This window comes from Carnobacterium divergens DSM 20623 (assembly GCF_000744255.1).
GTDB classification, from domain to species: domain Bacteria; phylum Bacillota; class Bacilli; order Lactobacillales; family Carnobacteriaceae; genus Carnobacterium; species Carnobacterium divergens.
The window spans coordinates 1,838,712-1,863,317 of record NZ_JQLO01000001.1; the positions used below are offsets into that span (position 1 = coordinate 1,838,712).

The 24,606-nt window shown below is 35.4% G+C and carries 25 protein-coding genes, 1 riboswitch and 1 other annotated feature; of the genes, 9 read left to right on the forward strand and 16 right to left on the reverse strand.

Annotated features, from left to right (window positions below):
* Positions 1 to 7: 7 nt before the first annotated feature.
* Together BR52_RS08925 and thmT are read right to left on the reverse strand one after the other, a co-directional pair.
* Entirely contained in the window at positions 8 to 802 is a 795-nt protein-coding gene (locus tag BR52_RS08925) for a histidine phosphatase family protein (protein ID WP_051915685.1), read from the reverse strand.
* Positions 803 to 924: 122 nt separating this feature from the next.
* Entirely contained in the window at positions 925 to 1,104 is a 180-nt protein-coding gene (gene thmT / locus BR52_RS08930; protein WP_034571673.1) for a 2-hydroxymuconate tautomerase, read from the reverse strand.
* Between the two features lie 122 nt (positions 1,105 to 1,226).
* On the opposite strand from thmT, the gene BR52_RS08935 reads away from it, so the two are divergent.
* Together BR52_RS08935 and BR52_RS08940 are read left to right on the forward strand one after the other, a co-directional pair.
* Complete coding sequence (locus BR52_RS08935) at positions 1,227 to 2,072, forward strand: GNAT family N-acetyltransferase (protein ID WP_034571677.1); 846 nt, start codon at positions 1,227 to 1,229, stop codon at positions 2,070 to 2,072.
* Between the two features lie 91 nt (positions 2,073 to 2,163).
* Positions 2,164 to 2,598, forward strand: coding sequence for an organic hydroperoxide resistance protein (locus BR52_RS08940; protein WP_034571680.1), 435 nt, complete (start codon positions 2,164 to 2,166; stop codon positions 2,596 to 2,598).
* A gap of 46 nt (positions 2,599 to 2,644) precedes the next feature.
* Here the strand turns inward: BR52_RS08940 and BR52_RS08945 are convergent, their stop codons facing one another.
* A complete protein-coding gene (locus BR52_RS08945) occupies positions 2,645 to 3,103 on the reverse strand; it encodes an NUDIX hydrolase (RefSeq protein WP_034571682.1) in 459 nt (152 codons plus the stop codon).
* 154 nt (positions 3,104 to 3,257) lie between these two features.
* Between BR52_RS08945 and BR52_RS08950 the strand changes: the two genes are divergently transcribed.
* On the forward strand, positions 3,258 to 4,295 hold the full coding sequence (locus BR52_RS08950) for a YdcF family protein (RefSeq protein WP_034571685.1): 1,038 nt from the start codon (positions 3,258 to 3,260) through the stop codon (positions 4,293 to 4,295).
* A gap of 91 nt (positions 4,296 to 4,386) precedes the next feature.
* Here the strand turns inward: BR52_RS08950 and BR52_RS08955 are convergent, their stop codons facing one another.
* The gene (locus tag BR52_RS08955) at positions 4,387 to 4,914 is read right to left on the reverse strand and encodes a folate family ECF transporter S component (protein ID WP_034571688.1); all 528 of its coding nucleotides are present in this window, start codon (positions 4,912 to 4,914) and stop codon (positions 4,387 to 4,389) included.
* A 41-nt stretch (positions 4,915 to 4,955) separates the two neighbouring features.
* Positions 4,956 to 5,060: riboswitch (THF riboswitch) on the reverse strand.
* A gap of 165 nt (positions 5,061 to 5,225) precedes the next feature.
* Positions 5,226 to 5,497 (forward strand) — a binding site (T-box leader).
* 375 nt (positions 5,498 to 5,872) lie between these two features.
* Between BR52_RS08955 and BR52_RS08960 the strand changes: the two genes are divergently transcribed.
* Genes BR52_RS08960 through BR52_RS08975 form a run of 4 tightly spaced genes read left to right on the forward strand, consistent with a single transcriptional unit; the run spans position 5,873 to position 9,727 of the window.
* Positions 5,873 to 6,946, forward strand: a complete 1,074-nt coding sequence (locus BR52_RS08960) for a methionine ABC transporter ATP-binding protein (protein ID WP_034571690.1) — start codon at positions 5,873 to 5,875, stop codon at positions 6,944 to 6,946.
* A gap of 21 nt (positions 6,947 to 6,967) precedes the next feature.
* Positions 6,968 to 7,651 carry a methionine ABC transporter permease gene (locus BR52_RS08965; protein WP_034571693.1) on the forward strand — a complete coding sequence of 228 codons (684 nt, stop codon included), beginning with the start codon at positions 6,968 to 6,970 and terminating at the stop codon, positions 7,649 to 7,651.
* Between the two features lie 28 nt (positions 7,652 to 7,679).
* Positions 7,680 to 8,513, forward strand: a complete 834-nt coding sequence (locus BR52_RS08970; RefSeq protein ID WP_034571696.1) for a MetQ/NlpA family ABC transporter substrate-binding protein — start codon at positions 7,680 to 7,682, stop codon at positions 8,511 to 8,513.
* An 11-nt stretch (positions 8,514 to 8,524) separates the two neighbouring features.
* The gene (locus BR52_RS08975) at positions 8,525 to 9,727 is read left to right on the forward strand and encodes an amidohydrolase (RefSeq protein ID WP_034571699.1); all 1,203 of its coding nucleotides are present in this window, start codon (positions 8,525 to 8,527) and stop codon (positions 9,725 to 9,727) included.
* 57 nt (positions 9,728 to 9,784) lie between these two features.
* Here BR52_RS08975 and mgsA read toward each other — a convergent pair whose 3' ends face one another.
* The 8 genes from mgsA to BR52_RS09015 all read right to left on the reverse strand — a co-directional run bounded on the left by mgsA (position 9,785) and on the right by BR52_RS09015 (position 18,164).
* Complete coding sequence (mgsA, locus tag BR52_RS08980; protein ID WP_034571702.1) at positions 9,785 to 10,207, reverse strand: methylglyoxal synthase; 423 nt, start codon at positions 10,205 to 10,207, stop codon at positions 9,785 to 9,787.
* Positions 10,208 to 10,810: 603 nt separating this feature from the next.
* Positions 10,811 to 11,050, reverse strand: a complete 240-nt coding sequence (locus BR52_RS08985; RefSeq protein ID WP_034571704.1) for a hypothetical protein — start codon at positions 11,048 to 11,050, stop codon at positions 10,811 to 10,813.
* A 190-nt stretch (positions 11,051 to 11,240) separates the two neighbouring features.
* On the reverse strand, positions 11,241 to 11,726 hold the full coding sequence (locus BR52_RS08990; protein WP_034571708.1) for an NUDIX hydrolase: 486 nt from the start codon (positions 11,724 to 11,726) through the stop codon (positions 11,241 to 11,243).
* Positions 11,727 to 11,835: 109 nt separating this feature from the next.
* Positions 11,836 to 13,065 (reverse strand): MFS transporter, encoded by a 1,230-nt coding sequence (locus BR52_RS08995; protein WP_034571711.1) that lies wholly within the window; start codon positions 13,063 to 13,065, stop codon positions 11,836 to 11,838.
* 37 nt (positions 13,066 to 13,102) lie between these two features.
* A complete protein-coding gene (gene aroD, locus BR52_RS09000) occupies positions 13,103 to 13,864 on the reverse strand; it encodes a type I 3-dehydroquinate dehydratase (RefSeq protein ID WP_034571714.1) in 762 nt (253 codons plus the stop codon).
* A 45-nt stretch (positions 13,865 to 13,909) separates the two neighbouring features.
* Entirely contained in the window at positions 13,910 to 15,112 is a 1,203-nt protein-coding gene (locus tag BR52_RS09005) for an MFS transporter (RefSeq protein WP_034571717.1), read from the reverse strand.
* Positions 15,113 to 15,236: 124 nt separating this feature from the next.
* The gene (locus tag BR52_RS09010; protein ID WP_034571720.1) at positions 15,237 to 16,103 is read right to left on the reverse strand and encodes a shikimate dehydrogenase; all 867 of its coding nucleotides are present in this window, start codon (positions 16,101 to 16,103) and stop codon (positions 15,237 to 15,239) included.
* Between the two features lie 27 nt (positions 16,104 to 16,130).
* Positions 16,131 to 18,164 (reverse strand): oxidoreductase, encoded by a 2,034-nt coding sequence (locus tag BR52_RS09015; protein WP_034571723.1) that lies wholly within the window; start codon positions 18,162 to 18,164, stop codon positions 16,131 to 16,133.
* A 156-nt stretch (positions 18,165 to 18,320) separates the two neighbouring features.
* On the opposite strand from BR52_RS09015, the gene BR52_RS09020 reads away from it, so the two are divergent.
* A complete protein-coding gene (locus tag BR52_RS09020; RefSeq protein ID WP_034571726.1) occupies positions 18,321 to 19,223 on the forward strand; it encodes a LysR family transcriptional regulator in 903 nt (300 codons plus the stop codon).
* A 44-nt stretch (positions 19,224 to 19,267) separates the two neighbouring features.
* Here BR52_RS09020 and BR52_RS09025 read toward each other — a convergent pair whose 3' ends face one another.
* Both BR52_RS09025 and BR52_RS09030 read right to left on the reverse strand, forming a co-directional pair.
* Complete coding sequence (locus tag BR52_RS09025) at positions 19,268 to 19,636, reverse strand: YccF domain-containing protein (RefSeq protein ID WP_034571729.1); 369 nt, start codon at positions 19,634 to 19,636, stop codon at positions 19,268 to 19,270.
* A gap of 58 nt (positions 19,637 to 19,694) precedes the next feature.
* Positions 19,695 to 20,417 carry a TraX family protein gene (locus tag BR52_RS09030; RefSeq protein WP_034571731.1) on the reverse strand — a complete coding sequence of 241 codons (723 nt, stop codon included), beginning with the start codon at positions 20,415 to 20,417 and terminating at the stop codon, positions 19,695 to 19,697.
* A gap of 232 nt (positions 20,418 to 20,649) precedes the next feature.
* Between BR52_RS09030 and BR52_RS12865 the strand changes: the two genes are divergently transcribed.
* Positions 20,650 to 20,808 (forward strand): hypothetical protein, encoded by a 159-nt coding sequence (locus BR52_RS12865; RefSeq protein ID WP_156099055.1) that lies wholly within the window; start codon positions 20,650 to 20,652, stop codon positions 20,806 to 20,808.
* 97 nt (positions 20,809 to 20,905) lie between these two features.
* On the opposite strand, the gene BR52_RS09035 is transcribed toward BR52_RS12865, so the two are convergent.
* A complete protein-coding gene (locus BR52_RS09035) occupies positions 20,906 to 23,674 on the reverse strand; it encodes an endo-beta-N-acetylglucosaminidase (protein WP_034571735.1) in 2,769 nt (922 codons plus the stop codon).
* A gap of 165 nt (positions 23,675 to 23,839) precedes the next feature.
* Positions 23,840 to 24,598, reverse strand: a complete 759-nt coding sequence (gene fabI / locus BR52_RS09040; RefSeq protein WP_034571738.1) for an enoyl-ACP reductase FabI — start codon at positions 24,596 to 24,598, stop codon at positions 23,840 to 23,842.
* Positions 24,599 to 24,606: the final 8 nt, after the last annotated feature.

The window sequence follows — 24,606 nt, forward strand, 5'->3', positions numbered from 1 at the left end:
CTTCTTTTTATTCTTTTTTACCTTTTTCAAAATAACTGGTATCGCCAATAGATTCCACTTTAAATTTGCCATTATTATAAATAATTTTCGTTACACTTGCATTTTTTAATCCTTCCCCCGTATACTTATCCGTCATATCCGACACCATAATGTTAATAGACATCCCGTGCCCAACTACCAATACATTGCCGCCTCCATTTTTTACTTCTTTTTTAGCCATTTGCTTTAAGGTCGTTTGCATTCTTTCTTTAATTGTTTTGGCGTCTTCCCCCATATGGTATTCTGTATCTAATGCACTTACTGCATCGGCTCCTTTTTCAAACATTTCTTTGCCCAGTGGGTTATTATCTAACGTTTCGTAGCCGTAATATTCAGCCATCGCTTTTTTCATGTTTTCGTTGAAATCACCTTCAAATTTTCCGTAACATGCTTCTCTTAATGTCTTTTTTGGTGTAATCGCCAATTTTTTTTGACCGTTAGTTGCTAATACAAGTTGAGCCGTTTCTCTTGCACGTTCCAAATCACTACTGTAAGCTGATTTAAACTTAATATCTTTTAAACCACGACCTAAGTCCTTCGCTACTTCTCGACCTTGTTCTGTTAATGGTGTATCTGACCAGCCTTGAACGCGATCCATCGTATTAAATAGCGTTTTACCATGTCTCGCTATGTAAAAGGTTACCTTCCCATCGTTTGAAGCCTCTTTTTTAGTTTCTTTTTTTCCGCTTGCCTCATGCCCACTTCCAACAATCATTAAACTAATTCCCACACCTATCACCATTGCTTTAATTAACTTGTTCATTTGTTTTTTCCTCCTTTTCAAAAATAAGAAACATTCGTTCTTTAATAACTATATCATTTTATGTAAACGCTAACAATAGTTTATAAATAAAAAAACAAGCACTAAAAGTGCCTATTTAAATTTTATCCTTTGAAGATTCCATTTTGAGCATAATCACTAGCTTGCATTTCTTGTAAAATAACATGAACATTTTCACCAGCAGCTCCCGTATTGCGAACAACTGCTTCTGTTACCTCTTTGACTAAGTTTTCTTTTTGCTCTTTTGAGCGTCCTTCAATCAGTTCAATATGAACAAATGGCATATAACTCTCTCCTTTGATAAATTATTTTGTTTAAATTATAGCATAAATCTCAATTAAGATTTCCCTATTTGATAAAAAAGCCTATAATAAAAAGAGAATACAACAGAATCGGAGGAAACCTATTGGAAACTGTATTATGCCATCTGCAAGAATTAACAGATCAACAAATTCAAGCAATCCAAACACTTGAATCAGCACAACAAAAAGAAAACCTTTATTATAAATTAGATCCTAAAGCTTTTGAAAAAAAATCCCCTCATTATCAACATTTTCTTTATTTTGAAGATACTGAACTTAGAGGCTACTTATCCGCAAGTACTTTTGATGGAGTTGAAATTGAAGCGAGTATTTTAACTAATAACAATCAAGAAATTGCTATAACTCTTATTGATTCCTTAGTAAGCTATGCTAAAGAACAAGAAATGAAAAGAATTCTATTTATTTCGGATCGAAAAGATCCTATCATTCCTGATTTAATTAAAAAATATGCTGGGGCTTTCTCGTTTACAGAATATCGTTTAAATTTTGATCCAGCTAATTTTAATCAAGCGGATTACTCCCCTTTGGTTCTTCAATCGGCTAGTCAAGAAGATCGAAAACTACTCTATCGTCTTGATCATGAAGGTTTTTCACCTCAGGATAAACTAATTTATGACCAAAAAAAAATAGAGACTCTTGAAATTGAAGGAAATTATATCGCCTATTTAGATAATGAAATTGTAGGAAAAATTAAATTAGACCATTTTCAAGGAATTATTGGGATTTACGCAGTGGTCATTGCAAGCGAATGGCAAGGACAAGGATTGGGACGTGCTCTACTAAATCAAGGGATTCAACTTGCGCTTAACCAAACGTTTCAAAAACTTTACCTTGAAGTGGATAGCCAAAATGCCCGTGCTTTAAAATTGTACTTATCGGCAGGTTTTTACCAAGAAGCAATCTTTGATTACTATGAATTAGATTTATAAAATTATTTTTTTGAGCAAATCATTAGGTCTTTTTACATTTTTTCGGTACCATAATAATGTAAAACTAAAGGATTTGAAAGGAGATTATTTTATGTCAGAATCAAAAAAACTTTATCAAGCAAAAGCTATCAACACTGGTGGCCGTAATGGTGAGAGTCGTTTACCTGATGGTTCTTTTTCAGTTCGTGTTTCTACTCCAAAAGAAATGGGAGGAAAAGGACAAGGAAGTAACCCTGAACAATTATTTGCTTTAGGTTATAGCGCTTGTTTCAATTCTGCCTTGGAACATATTATGGGCCAACAAAAAATTTCTGGAAAATCAAAAGTCTACGTTACAGTTGATTTAGTAAGTGATCCAGTCGACAATGGTTTTAAATTAGCTAGTGAAATTCAAGTAGCAATTGAAGGCCATGACTTAGAAACTGTTCAAGATTTAGCGGATAAAGCACATGCTTTTTGTCCTTATTCAAAGGCAACTAAGGGAAATATCGATATCTCAGTTACTGCTGTTGCTTACGAAGAATAGATGCATCAAAAAAGAACCTTCTATTTAAGAAGGTTCTTTTTTTGATTTAATGGATGCTTAAACCATGTTGTGCAAGATACGTTTCAATTGCCCATTTATGACTGCCTCTTTTTAAAAGGCGGTGAGCTTCTTTGATTGGCAACCAATAAAGTTTGTTAAAATCTTCCAAAGGCTCACTCACTTTTTGATAAGATTCCACTACATAAAAATAGCCTGGATTATGATAATGTTTTTTGCGAAACGTCGAGTAGTAGAAATCCTCTGCTTCACCGAGATATGTACCTATGGATACTGTAAAACCAAGCTCTTCCATTACTTCTCTATGCAACGTCTCTTCCTTTGTCTCACCTGTTTCAATTTCCCCACCTGGTAATAAATACGCACCATTAGGTGGTGAAACAATCATTAAATTTTCACGTGTTTCGTCAAAAATTAATGCATAGACTCCCACTCGAACTGTGTAAGACACTTCTTCAATTCTAGTTCCAAATCGTTTGACTAACATACCCATTCCCCCCTATTCTTTTCATTTTATCAGAATAGACTGACTATTTGCTAGTTTAATCCTTTTTATTTATAAATTATTTCCTTTTTTGTCTTTCTTGAACTGATTTTTTTGTTATAATAATTTGAATCCAAAAATTAACGGAGGTGTCAACTTGTTTTTTTTGTATCTTAATGTAGTTGTATTTTTAGTTTTTGCTCTTTCTTATTGGCAAGATCGGCGTAAGATTATCAACGGATTTTTATTTAATTGTTTCTTATTTTCAGTTTTTATTACCTTACTCTACTTTAGTTTTACAACCTATAATCGAGTTTTAGTGATGATTTCATTAGTCTTTTTAGTCATCTTGGGATTGATTGGTGTCTTTGGAGCCTTCGCGTTAATGGTGGCCTCTTTTGTAAATGCTCGTATTTTGATAAAAAAAGAAGGGGCTCGTTTTTCAAATTTTTTAACGTTATTTTTAGGTCTTGCGATTTTAGGTTTGTTAGTTCTCTCATCAACTATCTTGGCAAACTATTTACCTGAATTTATGAAGGATATTACTGGATTTTTAATTTTATTGTTCTTATATTTTTTATTCAATTTTATGAACTTTTTCATCGCCTCATTTATTTATCAAATTTATCGTCCAAGATTAGATAAAGATTTTATTATTGTTTTAGGCAGTGGATTAATTGACGGGTATATCGTCCCACCTCTGCTGCAAAATCGAATTAATGTCGCAATGAATTTTTATTTTAAGCAATCGAAGGCCCACAGGCCACCTAAACTTTTGTTTTCAGGCGGACAAGGTGGGGATGAAAAAATACCTGAAGCTGTAGCGATGCAACAGTATGCATTAAAAAACGGGATTCCTCTTGAAGATACTTTACTAGAGGATCAATCTGTTAATACTTTAGAAAATATGGTTTTTTCAAAAAAAATCATGGATAGTTTAAAGGGTGACAATCAGTACAAAAGCTTATTTGCCACTAATAATTTCCATCTTTTTAGAGCTGGAATATACGCTAAACGTGCTGGCTTAACTAGTCAAGGGATTGGTTCGAAAACAGCTTTTTATTATTGGCCTAATGCAATGATTCGTGAATTTATTGCTATTCTTGCGTTATATAAAAAATGGCATCTCGCTGTCATTATCGTCATGGCGCTGATAACTATCGCATTAAGCATTATTGGTTATTTTTTTACATGAGTACACAACTTTCCAATCCTTCGGGGTTGGATTTTTTTGTAAAAAAAACACCTCCAATGAATGAAGGTGATTTGGATGTTGTAACTTGTTTTTATTTAGTTGAATCAATGCCTATTGTTTTAGTTAAAATGTTGCTGCGAACAACAAAATACAATAAAGCAATCTGAATAGGTGTCATAATCAAATTTTGAAGAATTCTAGCTGGAAAAATTACAATCATTGCCTTGTCGTAAATCATCGACAACCAAAGTGTATTGAGCCCTAAATTAATCACGATTGTCACCGTAATAACTGCTAACGCCACACGTAATAAAGTTTTAGGCTTTTTGTATAAAAAGAGTCCATAAACTGCTGCCGTTAAAAAGGCCGATAATGTAAATCCAGGGAAAAATGGTGCTGTTCTAGCAAATAGTGAAATCCCAATAATATCGGTCATTGCAACCGCAACGCCAGATAACCAAGGACCAAAAAGCATCCCCATAATAGCAATGGGTAAAAAATCAAATCCAATTCGAACAATTGGGGTCTCAATCGAAACAAATCGGGTTAAAACTAGCTGTAAAGCCATTAATAAACCCATTGTTGCAATTGTTTTTGCGTCTAACTTTTTTTTGAACATTTGAAGATCTCCTTTAAGAGCTCCCACACATAAAAACTTTATGCAGCGAATGCAAAAATAAAACCGCAAATGATTTTTCAATCATTTTTCGTCTGAGGGCAACATCCCATCCCATCAGCACTTAACGCTTTATTTCCTACTCTGTTTATTTTTAGATTTTCTCGTATGAGAAAATCCTCTCTTACTATAGCATATGGTTTTCATAAGTTCTACTTTATTTCACTAAGTCATTTATTTTTTATTTTGTTGTTGACAAATTGACAACTGACCTGTATATTAAGAATCAAGTTAACAAACAATGAGAATAACATTAAATCACAATGAAAAGGAAAGTACGTTTTACAAACACTTATAGAGAGCCCTGAAAGATTGCTGAAAAAGGGTAGTGGGAAGAAAGCTGAAAATGGCCTTGGAGTGAAGCAGTTGAATTGTAGAACTTCTACTTTAGATTGCTACGGGAGCACCCGCTATCGTGCCACAGTATGCAAAATAAAATTATTTTAAGTACTGGTTAAGGTAAAACGAGCAATCGTTTTATAAAAAAAGGTGGTAACACGAATACATAATTGTACTCGTCCTTTAAATGGTTGGCTTCAATCATTTAAAGGACGAGTTTTTTTATTTTATATCGATAAACGCAGTGACGAGAAAAGTACACTTGAAATTTCATTCTAACAGAGAGCCTGTATGATGCTGAAAAGGGCGAATGAAAAGCAAGTCGAAAATGGCCTCTGAGGCGGGATACCGAGTGGATTTTCCATTAGGCTATCATGGGTGCACCCATTAACGTGCTAGAGTATCGGAAGCATGTCTTCTCGTACTTGATAAGGGATTTCTTGTAAAGGAAATCTAAAAAAAGGTGGTAACACGAACGTTAAATTCGTCCTTTTAAAATCAACTTACATTGATTTTAAAAGGACGTTTTTTTATTTTAAATTATCTTGAAGGTGGGAATAGTATGATTCAATTGGAACAAGTAAGTGTCACATTCAAAACAAAGGATCAACAAATTACTGCTGTTGAGCAAGTTGACTTAACTGTTGAAAAAGGCGATGTCTTTGGAATTGTCGGTTATAGTGGGGCTGGAAAAAGTACGCTCGTCAGAACCATCAACCTGCTCCAACGTCCAACTAGCGGAAAAGTAATCGTTGCTGACCGCGATCTTTTAAGCCTCACTCCTAAAGAACTTCGAACGGCACGTAAAAAAATAGGCATGATTTTTCAACATTTTAATTTAATGGCTTCTCGAACAATTGCTGATAATGTGGCTTATCCTTTAAAACATTCATCATTATCAAAAAAAGAGCTGAGTGAAAAAGTCTCTGGTCTACTTGAATTGGTTGGTTTATCAGATAAACATAACGCGTATCCTTCCCAACTTTCAGGAGGACAAAAACAACGTGTTGCCATTGCTAGAGCTTTAGCAAATGATCCTGAGGTTCTCCTTTGTGATGAGGCTACTAGCGCGTTGGATCCCAAAACAACGTCATCAATCTTAGCGCTTTTAAAGGAGCTCAATCGAAAATTAAATTTGACGATTGTGATTATCACTCATGAAATGCAAGTTGTAAAAGAAATTTGCACTAAAGTTGCGGTAATGGAAAAAGGTCGCGTCGTTGAAGAAGGAAATTTAGTCCAAATTTTTACCCAGCCTAGAAAACCCATCACTAAAGATTTTATTAATACTGCGACTCATGTAGATCAAGGATTAGAAACTATTTTAACCCATCCTAGTTTGTTGGATTTACAGCCGAACGACATTCTTGCGAAAGTTTCTTATGTAGGTGCTACAACAAGTGAACCTTTGATTGCTCATCTCTATTCTCAATTTACAATTTCGACCAATATTTTATTTGGCAATATTGAAATTTTACAAGACACTCCGATTGGGAATTTAATTGTTATCTTTTCAGGGGAAAAAATCAAAAGTAATCAAGCACTCGCTTATCTGGTTTCTAAAGATATTAAAGTCGAAATAATTGAACATCAACAAAACGTTATTTCGTTGCCACGCAAACAAAAAATTAGTTGATTTACAAAAGGAGTGAAAACAATGTTGGATTCATTAGCTAGCTATTTTAAAAATATTCCCCCTTTAAAAGAGGAATTTATTGAAAGTACGATTCAAACGTTATACATGGTCAGCGTTACAGCCATTATTGCAGGAATTTTAGGAATTATCTTAGGGGTAATCTTAGTTGTAACAGATGCTAATGGAATTCTAGAAAATAGAGGAATTTACACCACTCTAGATAAAATCATTAATGTCTTTCGGTCAATTCCATTTATTATTATGTTAGCCGTTATCGTCCCATTTACACGCTTACTAGTAGGAACTTCCATTGGCACCACAGCAGCAATTGTTCCTCTTGTTATTGGAACGGTTCCCTTTTTTGCTAGACAAATTCAAAACGCCTTAGTGGAAGTTGACTCTGGCGTGGTTGAAGCAGCTCAAGCGATGGGGTCTAGTCCTTTAGAAATTATTTTCCGCGTTTATCTAAAAGAAGGGTTAAATGGTATTATTCGCGCTTCTTCAGTAACCATTATTAATTTAATCGGACTAACTGCCATGGCTGGAGCAATTGGAGGCGGTGGATTGGGAAATTTAGCTATTTCAAAAGGATACAATCGATTCCAAAATGATGTCACGCTCGTGGCAACTTTAATCATTTTAATTTTAGTCTTTATTAGTCAATTTATCGGAAATTTCTTAATTAAACGAACAAGCCATTCTTAAAAAAACAATTAAAAAGGAGTTTTACAACATGAAAACAATAAAAAAATTAACGATTTCTACTTTACTAATTTTAGGTGCTTTCTTCATTACCGCATGTGGCGGTACGCAAGCAAAAGAAAAAACGACTACTGTCAAACTAGGTGTTGTTGGAGATGATTCTGATGTTTGGGATGACGTTAAAGAGCGTTTAAAGAAAGACAATATTCAATTAGAAATTGTAAAATTCACGGATTACACACAACCGAATGCCGCTTTAAATGAAGGTGAAATTGATCTAAATTCTTTTCAACATCAAATTTTCCTGGATTCTTACAACAAAGACCACGGAACAGACTTAGTCCCTATTGGGGAAACTGTTATTGCACCATTAGGCATTTATTCTGAAAAGATTAAAGATGTAAAAGAACTAAAAAAAGGAGATATTGTGGCCATTCCAAATGATGTTACTAATGGTGGACGCGCGCTTTTATTGCTACAAACAGCCGGCTTAATCAAAGTAGACCCTGCTGCTAAACAAACACCCACAGTTAAAGACATTACCGAAAATAAACTCGATCTTGAAATTAAAGAACTTGATGCTGCTCAAACTGCTCGTGCATTAAGTGACACAACGGTTTCACTCATTAACAGCGGAATGGCTGTCGATGCAGGATTTGTTCCTAATAAAGATGCGATTTTCCTAGAACCAGTAAATGAAACATCAAAACCTTATATCAATATCATTGTTGCCAAGAAAAAGGATAAAGATAATAGCATTTATCAAAAAATCGTTAAAGCTTATCAGTCCCCTGAGACCGTTAAATTACTTGAAAAAACAACTAAAGGTTCCTCTACACCTGTTTGGGAAGATGCTAAAAAATAACCACAAAAAGGATGAAAAATATGACAATCAATTTAATTGAAACAGACTTAACAACTGAATTAAAAAATGGTGCTGCTGAAGTTATCGCATTACGTCGATATTTCCATCAACACCCCGAAGCAAGTTTAAAAGAATTTGAAACCATTAAACGCATTAAAGCTGAACTTACGAAAATTGGGATTCCATATGAATCAGTTGGTGAGACCGGTGTCCTTGGAACCATTCAAGGTGGACTTGGTGAAGGAAAAACTATTTTGTTACGAGCAGATATTGATGCCCTTGAGTTGGCAGATGCAAAAGATGTTCCTTATAAATCAGTGCATCCAGGTTTAAATCATGCTTGTGGTCACGACGGACATACCGCTGCTTTACTTGGCGCAACGAAATTATTAAAGAGTCACCAATCTGAATTTTCAGGAACCATTAAACTCGCTTTTCAACAAGCCGAAGAAATCGGTGCTGGGGCTAGACAGTTTGTTGAGGGGAATTTTGTTCAAAATGTAGATCAAGTTTTTGGACTCCATTTGGATTCAAGTGTTGACGTTGGCAAACTTGTTACGACTAAAGGAGCTACAAATGCTTCTTGTGATATTTTTAAACTTACGATTAAAGGAGAATCTGGACATGCTGCTAGGCCAGATTTAGGAAGAGACGCACTCTTAACAGCTGCAGCTATTACGGTTGAACTCCAAAGTATTGTGGCTAGAGAAGTCAGCCCCTTAGACAACGCGGTGGTGGCTGTTGGTGTTTTAAATGCTGGCACTCGCTACAATATTATCGCAAATGAAGCTTCGTTAGAAGGAACGGTCCGTACTTTCAGCCACGAAACTCGCCATTTCGTATTAGACGCTGTTAAACGCATTGCAACTGACGTAGCGAAGGCTCACCGCACCTCTTTAAGCTTTGAAAATTATAATGCAGCAGCTCCCTTGATTAATCACCCTGTTGCAACCCATTTTGCTGAACAGATTGCGAATGATATGGTTGGTGCTGAAAATGTGATTACTGATAACCCGAAAAGTTTAGGAGCCGACGATTTTGCCGATTTTCTAGCCGTTAGTGAAGGAGTCTACGCACGTGTTGGAACTAGAAATCCTGAAAATCCTGACACTTGGTATGGTCATCACCATGAAAATTTTGATATTGATGAACGAAGTTTAGTTTTAGCAACAGAATTTCACGTTCGATACGCTCTTAATTATTTACAAAAATAATCTTATCTGATGGAAAAGGCTCAGTTACTAATTCATAGTAGCTGAGCCTTTTAATTGTTAAATGTCTAAAATTTTAGTTTCAACCTCATTGGTTATCGTTCGCCAATCTGCAAATCCTGCTCCCAAACCTCTTAATAATATTTCTCCAGTGCCGATATTGGTTGCTAACGGAATCTCGTAAACGTCACTTAATCGAATTAATGCAGTCACATCAGGTTCATGAGGCTGGGCTGCTAATGGATCTCTTAAAAAAATCACCATATCGATCTTATCTTCTGAAATCAGAGCACCGATTTGTTGGTCGCCTCCTAATGGGCCTGATTTAAATCGATGAACGGCTAATCCAGTTTCTTCAATAATTCTCAAACCAGTTGTACCAGTTGCATAAAGAGTATGCTCTTTTAATATTTCTCGATAAGCCGTTGTTAATTCAATCATCAGCTTTTTTTTACGGTCATGCGCAATTAATGCAATATTCATTTGAATACCCCCCTATTTATTGTAAGCCCTTTTAAAAACTATATCATATAAATAAAATTTAATAAACACCTCAACAAACACTTTAAATTAAACAATACCATCCATAACACTAATAATTAAATAACATAAAAATGAGAATAAGATTAATCTGAAAGCGCTTTTAAATAAATGCATTGCCACTGATTTAATAAAAAAAGATTATGTGTTTATCATTTTAATTTCAGCTATTCTAGGTATACTACCTAAGTAGTCCAAACTAAATCTTTTTTATTTTTATTACTCTTTTCTCCCCCTATTGAAAAGAGTCACTCCCCCTAGCTACCTCTTTGAGAGGTAGCTTTTTTTGTAGCTTTGTTTCTTTTTCAGTTATCGATAAAAGTAGCTTTAGTTTTTCTTAAGAAAAATAGCAAACTTTGGTCATAGTTTCTTCATATTTATTGGGTATTATTATCTTACAACCAACAAACAACCAACTTTTTTATTTTTCATTTACCTTATACTCCTCCAAAGTTAAGGTAACCAACTCCTTTTTGGCCACTCCTAGTGAGTGGCCTTTTTTATTTAAATAAAAAAAATCCATTTAATAAAATGGATTTTATAACTTTATTTTAAATTAGATTTACAGCATTTAAACACAATAAATTTAATGGCAATCGCCACTAACGCACCACAGGCAAAAATATCTAAATAATAAAACAAACGATTGGCTTGGTATACAGTTGTATCACGTAAAACCACGCTAATTAAAATAATCGAAACAATCGCCATAAAATTTGTCGTTTCATAGTAAGGTTGCTTTTTAGAGAATGGATTCGACTTAATAAAGCGAACAATAGAATGCAAAACAATTCATCTTCTTTCCATAAAATATAAATGCGTCATTTCAAACAAACACCATATTAACACAGAACAATTAGAGAAGATAGTCCTTTTACTTAAAAAAATAAATTGTCAAAAAAAGAAGTTAATTTGCATGTAAAAAGGTTCTCTTTTTATCCTATCAAATCCAATTCTTAATTTTATTTTTACTCTTTTAATCCTTACTAACTACCCAATTTTTATATTTTTTTGCATCGAATACTCTTTCATCCAATTCACCTTTTAATTCTTCTATTACTTTTACCACTAGAGGAGACACATTCTCTGCTGATAAATCGCTAATTTCTACCCAAATCGGACCTGCTGAATCATTAGTTTCATGGGTAGGTTCAGGGAGCTTGTCATATTTTTTTATTACTTTGATCGTGTAAAGCACGAATATATGATGGATGATGTCATCCGTACTATTATCCTCTATAAAGACATCATAGCATCTAGAATGTCCATAATTACTCACACCGTATCCTGTCTCTTCCATTATTTCTCTAACTAATGTTTCTGTTAGGCCTTCACTTTCCTTTTGACTCCCTCCTGGCAGATCAAATCGATTCTTATATGGACCTATTTTTTTCTTGATACATAATAAGTGTCCATTCGCATAAGCCACACCATACACACCAAAATGCTTTTTATGAACCATGTTTCTACGCCCCCTTTTCTAACTAAACAAAAGCAACTTGAGTGGTTCTCGTCAAGTTGCTTAATCCAATATAAACTTTCATTGTCAGTAAATCCCATACGCCTTATACTCAATACTCAATTGTTTCATTTCCAACTAGCACATCAGCTTCTTCTATTCGATGCAATCTTTGGTACCTAACATAAACAAGTATCGCTAATAAAAAGCCCACTAACGTGACACCTGCATTGAAAATCATGACAAGTTTTATATTTACTTCACTCAAATTCCCAGTAATCAAAGGAATCAGCATCACTGAAAATGAAGTCATTAAAGTATAGTAACTTGTCATCTGCCCTTTGTTCCTTGGAAATAACTGTAGCAACAACGTCAATGCCAGTTGCCAAATACCACCTGACGAGAATAGCCCAATGCCAAATGCTGCAATACTCGCGCCTACTTCTGTTGGGAAAATGAGAACAAATACTAACACTAAAAAAGAAGCCAATGTACAGCTTAAAATAACAAGAATCGGTTGCACCCATTTTTTTACAATAAAAGCTGTCAGAAAAACAGATACTAATGATCCAACGCTGTATAGGCTGATCAGCATTAAAGAATTGCTTTTCACCATTCCGGCAATTTCCTCTGCATACTGTGGCAACCACAGGACAATAATATTAAATGTCGATACTGAAGTAAAACCAAACAAGATAAGCGCAGTGCCTTCTAACCAAAATTTTGGTTTTCCGTTTAGATGAATAACAGGAGTCTGTTGCTTCTCTTTCGCCACAGTTCCAAGAGCTGGGAATTTCTGTTGCGACATAAATACTAGATTAGCACAAATCACTCCTAAACATAAAATAAAACTGATGCCATAATAAAATTGATTTGTTAATAATACCCCTACTAGAATTGGCAAAATAAATTGACCTGCTGAAATAAAAGCCTTATTTAAAACACTCATAAAACCACTAGAATCAGGGTATGCTTCCATCAAAGCTGGATAAGTTCCAGTGTCCAATAAAGCATTAGCAAAGCCTGCAAACAAGGTAAAAAAACTTGCAATCCAAATAGAATTGCTGATTAATATACCTCCAAAAAAAACAACATAACTCGCCATTCCCATTAAAACAATCCGTTTGCGACCAAATTTATCTGACATTCGTCCAGCAAAGTATAAAATCAAAATGCGACCTAAACCGATTGAAGAGATTACCAAAGACATACCCGCAGCCGTCGTACCAAATTGCTTCATTAATGGTACCATATTTTGTGCTAAAATAATGGCCGCCATTCCTTGTAAGATATAATTAATATACAAAGACATGACCGTTGGAAAATAAGGATTTTTACGCATCTTGGTTTTTCTCTCCTATCAGTTGATATTGGTTTTATTAAATACTATCGTGTAGAACATTTAACATTGAACGTAACTCCGCTACTGGAACTTGACCAGGTGCAGATGCTTGTTTTGCTGCTCCAAAGGTCATAGCAGAACCAAAAGTTTCACCCGCAATGCGGCTGACAACTCCCATGCCTCCCATTGACATGGTGACGATTGGACGATCTGCATACTTTTCTTTCATTGTATTGGTTGCAGATAACAACGTTAGTACATCTTCTGTTGACGTTGGCATAACAGCAATCTTACAAATATCCGCTCCCAGTTCTTGCATTTTACGTAGTCGGTTGATGATTTCTTCTTTTGGAGGCGTCTTGTCAAAATCATGGTTGCACATCACAACTTTCACTTGATGATTTTGTGCTTTAGCAACAGTGGCTTTCACTTCAGCATCTCCCATAAATAATTCGATATCAACTAAATCCACTAAACCACTTTCCATCATCATTTCATTTAATTGGAAATAATAAGTTGATGGAACCTCTCGTTCGCCGCCTTCTTTTTTTGTTCTAAATGTAAATAAAATCGGTGCTTCTTTTAAAATCTCTCTAATTTTAACGCCTATTTTTTTGACTTCTGCTAGTTTTTCAACTTCTTCAAAAAAATCAACACGCCATTCAACAATATCTAAATCCAATTCTAGTAAGTTGTTAGCTTCTTCAAGTAATTCAGCTACCGTTTTCCCCACCATTGGAACACAAATCTTAGGTGCCCCACTACCTAATGTGACATTTTTTATCGTAACAGTTTTCATTCCAATTCATCCTTTACGTTGCATTTTTTAGAATAACAACTCATTTTATTTTGAAAATACCTTATTATACCTTACGTAAATAATAATCGCTAGCAAAAATCCAACTAAGGCAATGCCAACATCAAACAACATAATATTAGCGACACTTGTTTTAGACATTTGTCCGGTAATTAAAGGAATTGTAAAGGACGCAATACTTCCTGCTGTGTAGAAAATACCGGTAACCGTCCCTTTACCTGCTGGGAACATCTCTGACATCACTGTTAAACCTAATTGCATGACGCCACCAGCAGCGCTGAATCCAATCACAAATGCACCAATCATGCAGACAAGAGGAGTTGGGAATAACCATAGGATTAATAAGGAAACAAAGGAAATAAACGTATAGATCACTAAAAATTGAATAGGTTTGAACATTTTTTTAACTAATGCTGATGTTATAAAAACACAAAGCAGTGAGCCAATACTGTAATAACTAATTAACGCTCTAGAGGCAGTGTCTCCCATTCCTGCAACTTCTGATCCATATTTCGTCAGCCATTGACTGACAAGGTAGAAGGTAGCTTGTGAGATATAACCATATAAAATAAAACACAGACCTTCAACGGCAAATTTCACTTTTTTAACTGGCTTTGCTGCTACTGTTTGAACTTCTTCCAATTCCGCTTCTTCATTAACGGCTTTGCCTTTTTGATCTGGAAAGGGTTTATTAAAAAGATAGATTGCATTTGCTACAAAAATAGCAATGGCAATAACAAAAGACCAACCATACCAAGCTCCTGTTGAGATAAGCAATCCTACAATCAATGGCAAGGCGAATTGACCTGCTGAAATAAAGGCTTTAATAATAACATTCGCTGTTCCAGGTGATTCTGGAAAAGATTCCATTAACGCTGGATACGTGCCTGAATCCATAAAGGAATTGGCAATCCCTGCTAATATTCCAAAGAAATACGCGACTGCAATACTTGGACTAAATAAAATTCCGACAAAAAAAGCGATATAGGTCAACATACCAAGATACACAAACGGCTTTCTTCCAAATTTATCCGATAATGCTCCTGAAACAAATAGCACTAATAAGCGTCCAATTCCAAGTGAAGAAATCACAATTGCTACTCCAGCATCATCTGTTCCCCATTGACTTCCTAATGCTCCCATATTTTGGGCTAAAATTAAAACACCCATACCATGAACGAAGTAGTTAATATACAAACTAATCGCTGTGGGCATATATTTATTTTTCATTATTAATCTCCTTAATTTATATTTGTTTATTATTTCACAATGATTATTACTTCTAGTTAATAATACCTACTTTTATAAAAGAAGCCCAAACCTACTGATTCAGGCCTTTTTATTCAATAAAAATTTAATTAAATAACAACTCACGAATATAGTCAACAGGCATTTCTTCGCCTGTCCATAATTCAAATGCTGCTGCACCTTGCCACAGCATCATCCCTAATCCGTTTACCGTTTTACAGCCTTGCTTTTTGGCTAATTTCAATAATTTAGTTTCACTTGGAACGTAGACAACGTCAGCAACAACCAGCTCTTTGCGTAACATTGTTGGATCCGTAATTAAACTTTCCTCTTGTAAGGGTTTCATGCCAACACCTGTTGCATTTGTAAAAATAGCACTTGTCGCAATTTCTTTGCGTAGTTGTTCTTCATCACTAATATCGTATAAAGTTGCTTTACAATCCGTTTTTTCATTAATCATTGAAACGGTTCGTTCTGCATTTTTGTAGAAATCATCTTTACGATTAAAAATAGCCAACTCCTTAACGCCATCCAGTGCAGCTTGGATACAAATAGCCGTTGCCGCTCCTCCTGCTCCACAAATCGTCATTTTCTCTCCGATAATCGATACATCTGCTTGTTGTAAACCACGCATAAATCCTGTTCCATCTGTAATATGTCCTGTTAAAACCCCATCATCATTGACGATTGTGTTAACGGCTCCCACCATTTCTGCAGCTGGAGACAATTTATCCAAATGGCTTAAAACAGCTTGTTTATTCGGCATTGAGATGTTTGAACCGCGCATGCCTAGCGCACGAATGGCTTGAATGCCATCTGCTAATTGATTATTTCCAACTTCAAAAGCAAGATAAGCATAATCTAAACCTAATTTTGCAAATGCTTCGTTGTGCATAGTTGGTGATAAGCTGTGTCTGATTGGTGTTGCCATTAATCCAATTAAAATGGTGTGTCCGTTTAATCTTTCTGTCATGTTAAGTTGCTCCTTTTTTATTAACGTTTATTGGTAACTATATTGTTTCAATGATTGACGACCCTTTTCTCGGTCTACTTGATGAACGGTTGTTAAAATATCGCGAGCCTCTTTTGTCCCTTCATATATACGGCGGGCTACTTTGCTATCGCCAAGATTAACAACTGTTGCTCCACTCTCTTTTTGATAAGACATTAAAGGTTCCATTAATGGACGCTCTGCCTTCATACCCAAGCAAACAAATCCTAAGTCAAAAGGAATATCGACTTCTTCTCCCTGTTGCATTACTGTAAAGGAAGCTTCATTTACTTGTGTCAATGCTGTTTCAGTATACGTAGCCACTCCATGACGTTGAATAATGTCCATCATTGAGATACGTGTAATCATATCTAAATCTTTACCTAATGTTGGTTGCATTTCAACAATCGAAACAGATTCCGCATGTCGTTCTGCATAATACTCTACAACATCTAAGCCGACTGCGCCACCACCGATAACAGCAATTCGTTTTCCAGTAAATTCTTGGAAATTTTCCATATTGTTTAGTAAATCAAAAATTGAAAATACCTTACGATTTGGGTTTTCAAGCTGTTCTTGCAAACCTTTGATTGGAGGCAACAAAGGTTTTGCGCCTGTTGCATTCACAACAATATCCGGTTTAATTTTTTCAATCATTTCTACTGTTGCTTTGGTCTGTAAGTGAATCGTTAAGTTGGGCAATTGTTTGGCTCTCTCTTTTAAATAAATAACATAATCATCAATTCTTCGCTTATCAGGTAAGCGAGCGATTTCATGTGCTAAACCTCCTAGATAAGCTTTCGCTTCAAATAATATTACTTCAACGCCAACCTCTGCTGCAGTTGTAGCTGCTTCAAGAGCTGCAGTACCACCGCCAATAACGACCATCTTCAGATGATTTTTTACTTGATGCTCTTTGTAGGCATCCTCGTAAATCACATCTGGATTAACCGTACAACGTAAGGGACGAGATTTGGCAATGCGATGATCTGCACATCCAATGTTGCAAGAAATACACTTACGCAATAACTGTTCTTCACCATTTTTCACCTTATTGACCCAGTTAGGTTCAGCAATTAACCCACGACCCATTGCTAATAAATCTGCATCGCCTTTTAGTAAAATATCATTGGCAATTTTAGGACTGCGGATATTTCCTGAGGTAATCGTCACTTTGCCAAATTTCTCCTTCACAGCTTTTGCCATATAAGAGCGCCAACCATCAGCCAAGTTCATCTGGTCGATTTGATATTGAATGCTGTCATTTAACGCTGCCGAAACATTTAGAATGTCAATCTCTTCTACAAAATAGGTTAATAAATCTAGGGTGTCTTCTAATGTATTTCCACCTTCTAATAATTCATCCGCACTAAAACGGAGACAAATCGGGTAATGTGGGCCAACTGCTCTTCGAACTTCCTCAACAATTAATTTGGCAAAGCGCGAACGATTTTCTGGGCTTCCGCCAAATTCATCTGTTCGTTGATTGTACAGCGGCGATAAGAATTGGCTCACTAAGTAAGAATGGCCTGCATGAATTTCAACACAGTCAAAGCCGGCACGTTGCGCGCGATTGGCTGCTTCACCATATTTTTTTACGATTTCTAAAATCTCTTCTTTTAAAAGAGGACGAGGAACGGCATTTCCTTTTTTAGAAGGAATATTGGAAGCTGAAACAGCTTGTTTTCCTTCTAAGCGTAGACCATATGCTGAGGCTCCCGCATGATTGATTTGAACTGAGGTACAAGCACCATACGAATGCATGACTTCATTAAATTTCCATAAGCCAGGTAGATACTGATCATTATCAATTCGGAGCTGCGTCGTTCCATTAGTCCCCATTGGATAGTCGATACAAGCGTTCTCTAATGTAATCAAGCCTGTTCCACCTTTTGCACGTTGTTCATAATAGGTAATATGTTCATTGTTGAACGAACCGTCCATATTGGCGAAATTGGTTCCCATCGGAGGCATAATCACACGATTTTTAAGTGTCATACGTTTAACTGTCAATGGTTCAAAAATTGCTTCATAATTTTCCATTTATTAAATCCTCCTGTTAAATTCATTAATATAACGATGTATTGCTCTCTATTTCACAATTAAATTGTAACGTGAAATTTTCTATTAATCTAATGCATATTTTTATATTTATTGATAGAATAAAACTATCAATAAAAATAGAGAGGTGATAAAATCATGAATTTGAAACAACTTTATTATTTAAAAACATTAGCAAGAACACAACATATGACGCAAGCTGCCGAATTATTAGCGATTACTCAGCCTAGTTTAAGCCATTCTATGGCTGAACTTGAAAAAGAACTTGGAACTTTTTTATTTGAAAAGCAAGGACGTAACATTCGTTTAACTAAATACGGTGACTTCTTTTTGTCCTATGTAGAACGTTCACTAGATGAATTGGAACGCGGTGAAAAAGCCTTAAAAGAATTAACTAGTCCAGACAAGGGCCACATTGATTTAGCTTTTATCTATACTTTAGGTGCTCATTTTGCTCCTCTTTTATTAAAAGAATTTTCGACTCACCCAGACTATCAACAAATCTCATTTTCATTAAGTCAAGGCAACACAAAAGACCTATTAACTCATTTAAAAAATGAAACCATTGATATCGCTTTATGCTCTATGGTGGTTCCTGATGAACAAATCCATTTTGAACGAATTGCAGAAGAAGAGGTCGTACTAATTGTTCCAATTCATCATCCTTTAGCCGAACTTGAAGAGATTGATTTAGCTGACACGGCTCCTTATCCATTTGTCTTTTTTAATAAAAAAAGTGGCTTACGTCCTATTGTTGACAGTATGTTGGCTGAAGTAAATATCTCACCTAAAATCGTTTGCGAGGTAGAAGAAGACCATACTTTAGCTGGTTTTGTGGCTTTTGGACATGGGATTGGTATTTTACCTCGGATAGCAGCATTGGATTATTACGCGGTTAAAATTATTTCGATTAAAAATCCAAGCTACCATCGCTTTATTTATGCCGCTACCTTGAAAAACCACTATTTAGCACCTGCTACACGCTTATTTCGCGATTTCGTCGTAAATTATGGCCAAACATTTTTTCTTCATAAACCTTAATTTTTCCCATAAAAAAAAAGCTCTCCATAAAAAGAGAGCTTTTTTTAATAACGGTAAACAACTTGTGCGCCAAATGGCATTAATGCTAACTTGGCTAGTTTAAAACTTTGCATCCCAAAAGGAATCCCTACAATCGTGATACACAAAATCACACCGCTAACTACATGAGCAAATGCTAATGGTAAACCACTTATAATCAACCAAATAATATTCACCACTAGTGAAAAAGAATTTCCTCCGTAGACAACTTCTTTTCCAAAAGGAAAGAAGGTTAGTCCTGCTAGTTTAAAACACTGTTTGCCAATTGGAATGCCAATAATGGTAATTGACCATAAACATCCCGCTAAAATCCAGCCTAAACCGGAAACTAATCCACCAAAAATAAACCAAATAGCATTTCCTAGGCAACTCATTAAAACACGTCCTTCATTATTTATCTATATTATTTACTATAACATCTGCCTTATTTTTCTACAACAAGTTCGCTGAGAGCAATGCAATCAACCATAAATGAATAGGGTAGAAAAAATAAAAAAAGTATTTTGAAAATAAATTGTTCATTCCACGTTTGCCATTGTATAAATAAATAAACGGCAACACTGTAATGAACATAAAGTCTGAATTATAAGCTAGCATATCTAGTGTCTCATATAACGTTGGATAACTAACAAAACTCATACTAAACAATACTACTGACATCACTAAATAAAGAACATTTCGTACTTTAGGTTTATTGCGACATAAGTAGGTAATTAGCATAAAGGGTAATTCTACCATACCGCCTTCGGTAAAAATAATCCCCAGAGCCAATACCAAAATACTTGCTAAAATCAAGAAGCTTTTTTTTAACCCCGACGATTGTTTCGATACTAAACTAATTAAATAAAGCATAGCAATTCCTGTTGCTAACGTAAGAAAAATATTGTTATGAACTACAATTGCTGGATTCTGAATGAGCCAATTGATTACTCGATTGCCGATTTCCATAAAAATGGCCATTCCTGTTAAACGTAATAAATAACTTTTACGATTCCTTGTATAATGAAATCCCTCTACTGCCATATAACAAAAGAAAACACCTACACATCGTGTTAAGACATGAAATATCCCTCCAACTTCTGGGGGAACAAAATACCCAATATGATCTAAAACCATTAAAATGGCCATCATAAACTTTAATGTAGTTCCTGACATTCTTATAACTCCTCCACTTTTCAAAAAACTGTTATTTTATTAGATATTAAGAATACCATATAGCTTAGGTCTTCTTCCTTTTATTGTGGTGACATTTCTTCTATTTGACCTTACATTTTTAATAGTTTATTTCTACGTTCATATCGTTATCTTTCTTTCGATAGAAGTTGTATACTTAGCGTAGCTTATCTTTACCTAAGTTTTGCAATGCAATTGAATTAGGAGGGATTTTATGTTGACGAAGGATGCAGGCGGTTACCAAAATCGTGAAAATTTTCAAGAGTTAAAAAGTAAAAATGTTTTTGATGCAACCGTCAACAAAGCGAAACAACATAAAATTAAAGAAAAAGAACAAGAAGAGGCTAAGAAATTTAGTGATAAAAAAGAATAGAAAAGCGACTTGATTTAAGAATGTTCATTTCTTAGATCAAGTCGCTTTTATTGGTTTTCTTGGTAAATTTTATAGAATCGCAGATTGATTGGGTCGCTTAATTGTTTAGAACTTCAATTCCTGTTTTTTGAAAGCCTAAAATTTCAAATTCATAAATTCTAGCTACTTTACCGGTTTGTTCTGCTTTATTTAACTGTAGTTTTACATATCTTGCCTCTGTTAATGGTATCGTGTCTTCTGTTACACCTGCAGTATTTTTTTCACGCTGAACTACTTGAGTCCAATTTTGGTTGTCTTGGCTAACAAGTATCTCATAATCTCTACTATTCCATTCTGGATTTTCACCACCAGCTTCAGCATGGGCAGTCTTAAATCCGATAATGGACGTAAGCTTGCCTAGATCAACCATCATCCACGGGTGATCGTTTCCATTATCACACCATTTTGTTTGAAGTTTGCCATCTAATGCTTGCTTTGGTGATTCATTAGTAGATGTAAAGCCTGAAGCTGTTGCATTAATAGCTGTTAAAGACAAATTAACTAACGGTTCAGTAAAGCTATCGTCGTAAACAGTGATATAATTTTCCTTTGTTGCTGTCGTACTTCCTGCTTGGTTGCTTGCCGATAACTGAACCGTGTATTTTCCAGCTTTACTAAACGCTGTTTCGACTTGTTTTTCGTTACTCTTGTCAGGAGTTCCTCCTTCTATTGTCCAGTCTAATTTTTCTGCTGACAAAGAAGAGGTACTCGTCAAGGTTACTTTTTCACCAACTTTTACAAATGATTTATTTGCTGTAAAATTAGCTTGAGGTGCCTGTAAGTCCGTAAAGGCAAAGGATACTTGACTTGCTTGGTCCAGATGCTCCAATTGATTCTTATCTACCGGTACAATAATATAATTTAATTGATTCGTACTTGGACGTTTTTGTTTCGTTAGATAATAGGCCGTATTTGCTGTTGATCCTTCAAACTGTCTTTCACCTTGCTCATTTATACGGTAAATATTATATATTGAAGTAGCATCACCTTTTGATTCCCATTTTAGGCGCAGGTTTGCATAAAGGTCTTCTTCAATTGATTGTCCTGCAATCGTTGCATTTTCTACAGGGCTCACTACTAATGGGGTTTCATCTAGAATAGCAAATTGCCCTAAATTAATTTTAGTGCTTGCTTCTGTCGTTCCGTTTATCGTTAAAGAGATTGTGTCAATCGTTTTATTTTGGAAACGATTCAACTCAAAACGAGTTTCTGTCCAAGACCCAATTGCGTTCGTAGTTCCCTTGATTGTTACAGGTACTGTCTCATTTTTAAAATTCAGTTTCAAGGTCATTTCTGCTGGACCTTTTGAAACAATTTTTGCGACTTCATTCCCCGTTAGGAGCAATTCACTTTTGTATAGCTTCATTGTTGTTTCACCTTGTGGAATGGTTGAACCTGTTAAAGCAATAGACGAACCGCCATTAAAAGCGTCGCTATAATCAATGTCCGCTTTTAATTGATTGCCTTTGTTGTCCAAAATCCAACGATAGGTTGGCATTACATCTTGAATACTGCGATTGTTAAAGGTTCCTTCTTTACTTAGATTGCCATTTTGATAAAAACGATCTCCGTTTCCTACATTAAAATTCGTCGTAAAAGGCAAACTTGTAACAGGTGATTTCTCCACGTAATAGCGTGAAATACCTTGCCATTCATTTGACTGCATACTTGTATCACGAGGATCTCCTGCTGAATTGACCCAAAACTTCTCTTCGTTCTTCCAGTAGGTAGGAATATCATAATTAGCGCCATCTCGTAATGTCCAGTCTGGGCAATATAAACCTAAGGACACTAATGGTTTGCCGTTGACTACGATTGAGCTTGGCTTAGTTGCTGTATTAAATCCTTGTGCTTGAACATCAATTCCGGCAAATAAATCATAGGGTGAGCGGGTAAGCTCCGTCGCTTTTTTGGCAGAGCTAGCTAGCTTACTTGGTGAATATTGCCAGTTGAAATCTAAAAACATATTATCTGAAACTTTTTTATCGTTATTTTGAAAATACATTTTATTGCGATCGTTTAGGGCACCTTGCCATGAAATACTGCCATTTTCTAGCATTGAATCATACCACATAATATCCATTTCTGGTTTTTTATGTGCTTGCAGATACGCTAGGAATTCTTTCATTGCTTTTGCTGTTGTTGGATTGCTTGCTGTTTCTTGATTGATAAACCAACCGTCAAATCCATAGTAATCAGCTAATTCAAGTAATTTATCTGCCATTGGAAAACTACCATCTGCTGCTTTTTGAACAAATTGATCTACCCATTCTGGTTTGCCTCCATAAGCTGTTGGTGGAAAGAAGACTGTTCCTAAAATTGGCACGCCATTTCGGTGAGCAGAATCTGTCAAATCGCCACTAGGTGGGACAATGATTCCTTCTCCTGCTGATCCTGCCCAAGCAACCATTGTATCAATGTACTGCCAGTGAGTAAAATTATAGACCGCTTTATCTGAACTGCCTTGTGATGGCGTCCCACTAGTGTTACGATTAGCAATTGCTAATGACACAACTTTAGCATCTAGGCTTTGATCTTTATTGGTTTGTTCACTTTTAATTCGCTTAGCTAAAGGGACTTTTGAGACGTTATGAATACTATCCGCATCTGTTGCTGGATTCCATTTTTTTAGTTCTTCTGGGAAAAAATGCGAAGCAGTTGGGGCTTCTTTTATTTCGGGGATTTCATTTACTTGACCACTTGATACGGTGGAAATTGAAGTGCTTTCTTCTCCTTTTGCAATGAGTGCATTTGAAAAATTACTAGCTAATAAAAATAAAACGCTTACATTTCTAACGTTACGAATCCATCTTTTTTTATTTTTCACTATCCAACTCTCCCTTTTTTTAATTTCAATCTGCAAATCTTAATTTACCAACTTTAGCATAGCGAAGTGATTTTCATAAAGATAGAGACATTTTATTGTTTTTTTGTAACAAACTATAGAAAAAAACAAGGAACACTAACTCTCCCTTGTTTTACCTAGATATTATTATGAAAGATGAGTTCCTTTGTCTACATAAATGGTGTCTCCATTAACCCCTGTTGATAAATCGCTCATTAGAAAGGCTGCTGTATTTCCAACTTCTCTTGTTGTTACCGGTTTATCAGAAGGTGTTCTTTCACTTGCTGAATCGAGCAATTGTTGGAAACCTTTGATTCCTGATGAAGCTAGCGTTTTGATTGCTCCAGCTGAAATCGCGTTAATTCGAATATCTTGTGAAGCTAAATCGACTGCCAAATATTTTACAATAGATTCTAATGAAGCTTTTGCAACACCCATAACATTATAATTAGGAACTGCACGATGAGAACCAATATAGGTCATAGTAGCAATACTTCCACCACGATTCATAATTTTGCTTGCATATTTTGAAACGGCGATTAATGAAAAGGCACTAACATCATGAGCAATGCTAAAGCCTTCACGACTTGCATCTAATAAGCTTCCTTCTAATTCTTCTTTTCTTGCAAAAGCGATTGAATGAACAAGTCCATCAATCGTTCCATATTTTGTTGAAATTTCATTAAATGCTTTTTCAACATCCTCATCTGTTGCAACATCACACTCCACCATTGGCGCATCTGCTCCCACCAATTTTTCTAGTTGACGTTTTACTCGGTCGTTTTGATACGTATAAATGATAAAAGCACCACAATCTCTCATTGCTTCTACGCAACCCCATGCAATACTCGATTTATTTACAACACCCATAATAACTATTTTTTTTCCTTCAAGTAATGTATTCAAACTTAATG

What these genes read in the sequence shown, in the direction of transcription:
- BR52_RS08925 (WP_051915685.1), bottom strand. Translation starts at nt 802, where the DNA reads ATGAACAAGTTAATTAAAGCAATGGTGATAGGTGTGGGAATTAGTTTA.
- thmT (WP_034571673.1), bottom strand. Translation starts at nt 1,104, where the DNA reads ATGCCATTTGTTCATATTGAACTGATTGAAGGACGCTCAAAAGAGCAA.
- BR52_RS08940 (WP_034571680.1), top strand. Translation starts at nt 2,164, where the DNA reads ATGTCAGAATCAAAAAAACTTTATCAAGCAAAAGCTATCAACACTGGT.
- BR52_RS08945 (WP_034571682.1), bottom strand. Translation starts at nt 3,103, where the DNA reads ATGTTAGTCAAACGATTTGGAACTAGAATTGAAGAAGTGTCTTACACA.
- BR52_RS08955 (WP_034571688.1), bottom strand. Translation starts at nt 4,914, where the DNA reads ATGTTCAAAAAAAAGTTAGACGCAAAAACAATTGCAACAATGGGTTTA.
- BR52_RS08960 (WP_034571690.1), top strand. Translation starts at nt 5,873, where the DNA reads ATGATTCAATTGGAACAAGTAAGTGTCACATTCAAAACAAAGGATCAA.
- BR52_RS08965 (WP_034571693.1), top strand. Translation starts at nt 6,968, where the DNA reads ATGTTGGATTCATTAGCTAGCTATTTTAAAAATATTCCCCCTTTAAAA.
- BR52_RS08970 (WP_034571696.1), top strand. Translation starts at nt 7,680, where the DNA reads ATGAAAACAATAAAAAAATTAACGATTTCTACTTTACTAATTTTAGGT.
- BR52_RS08975 (WP_034571699.1), top strand. Translation starts at nt 8,525, where the DNA reads ATGAAAAATATGACAATCAATTTAATTGAAACAGACTTAACAACTGAA.
- mgsA (WP_034571702.1), bottom strand. Translation starts at nt 10,207, where the DNA reads ATGAATATTGCATTAATTGCGCATGACCGTAAAAAAAAGCTGATGATT.
- BR52_RS08990 (WP_034571708.1), bottom strand. Translation starts at nt 11,726, where the DNA reads ATGGTTCATAAAAAGCATTTTGGTGTGTATGGTGTGGCTTATGCGAAT.
- BR52_RS08995 (WP_034571711.1), bottom strand. Translation starts at nt 13,065, where the DNA reads ATGCGTAAAAATCCTTATTTTCCAACGGTCATGTCTTTGTATATTAAT.
- aroD (WP_034571714.1), bottom strand. Translation starts at nt 13,864, where the DNA reads ATGAAAACTGTTACGATAAAAAATGTCACATTAGGTAGTGGGGCACCT.
- BR52_RS09005 (WP_034571717.1), bottom strand. Translation starts at nt 15,112, where the DNA reads ATGAAAAATAAATATATGCCCACAGCGATTAGTTTGTATATTAACTAC.
- BR52_RS09010 (WP_034571720.1), bottom strand. Translation starts at nt 16,103, where the DNA reads ATGACAGAAAGATTAAACGGACACACCATTTTAATTGGATTAATGGCA.
- BR52_RS09015 (WP_034571723.1), bottom strand. Translation starts at nt 18,164, where the DNA reads ATGGAAAATTATGAAGCAATTTTTGAACCATTGACAGTTAAACGTATG.
- BR52_RS09020 (WP_034571726.1), top strand. Translation starts at nt 18,321, where the DNA reads ATGAATTTGAAACAACTTTATTATTTAAAAACATTAGCAAGAACACAA.
- BR52_RS09025 (WP_034571729.1), bottom strand. Translation starts at nt 19,636, where the DNA reads ATGAGTTGCCTAGGAAATGCTATTTGGTTTATTTTTGGTGGATTAGTT.
- BR52_RS09030 (WP_034571731.1), bottom strand. Translation starts at nt 20,417, where the DNA reads ATGTCAGGAACTACATTAAAGTTTATGATGGCCATTTTAATGGTTTTA.
- BR52_RS12865 (WP_156099055.1), top strand. Translation starts at nt 20,650, where the DNA reads ATGTTGACGAAGGATGCAGGCGGTTACCAAAATCGTGAAAATTTTCAA.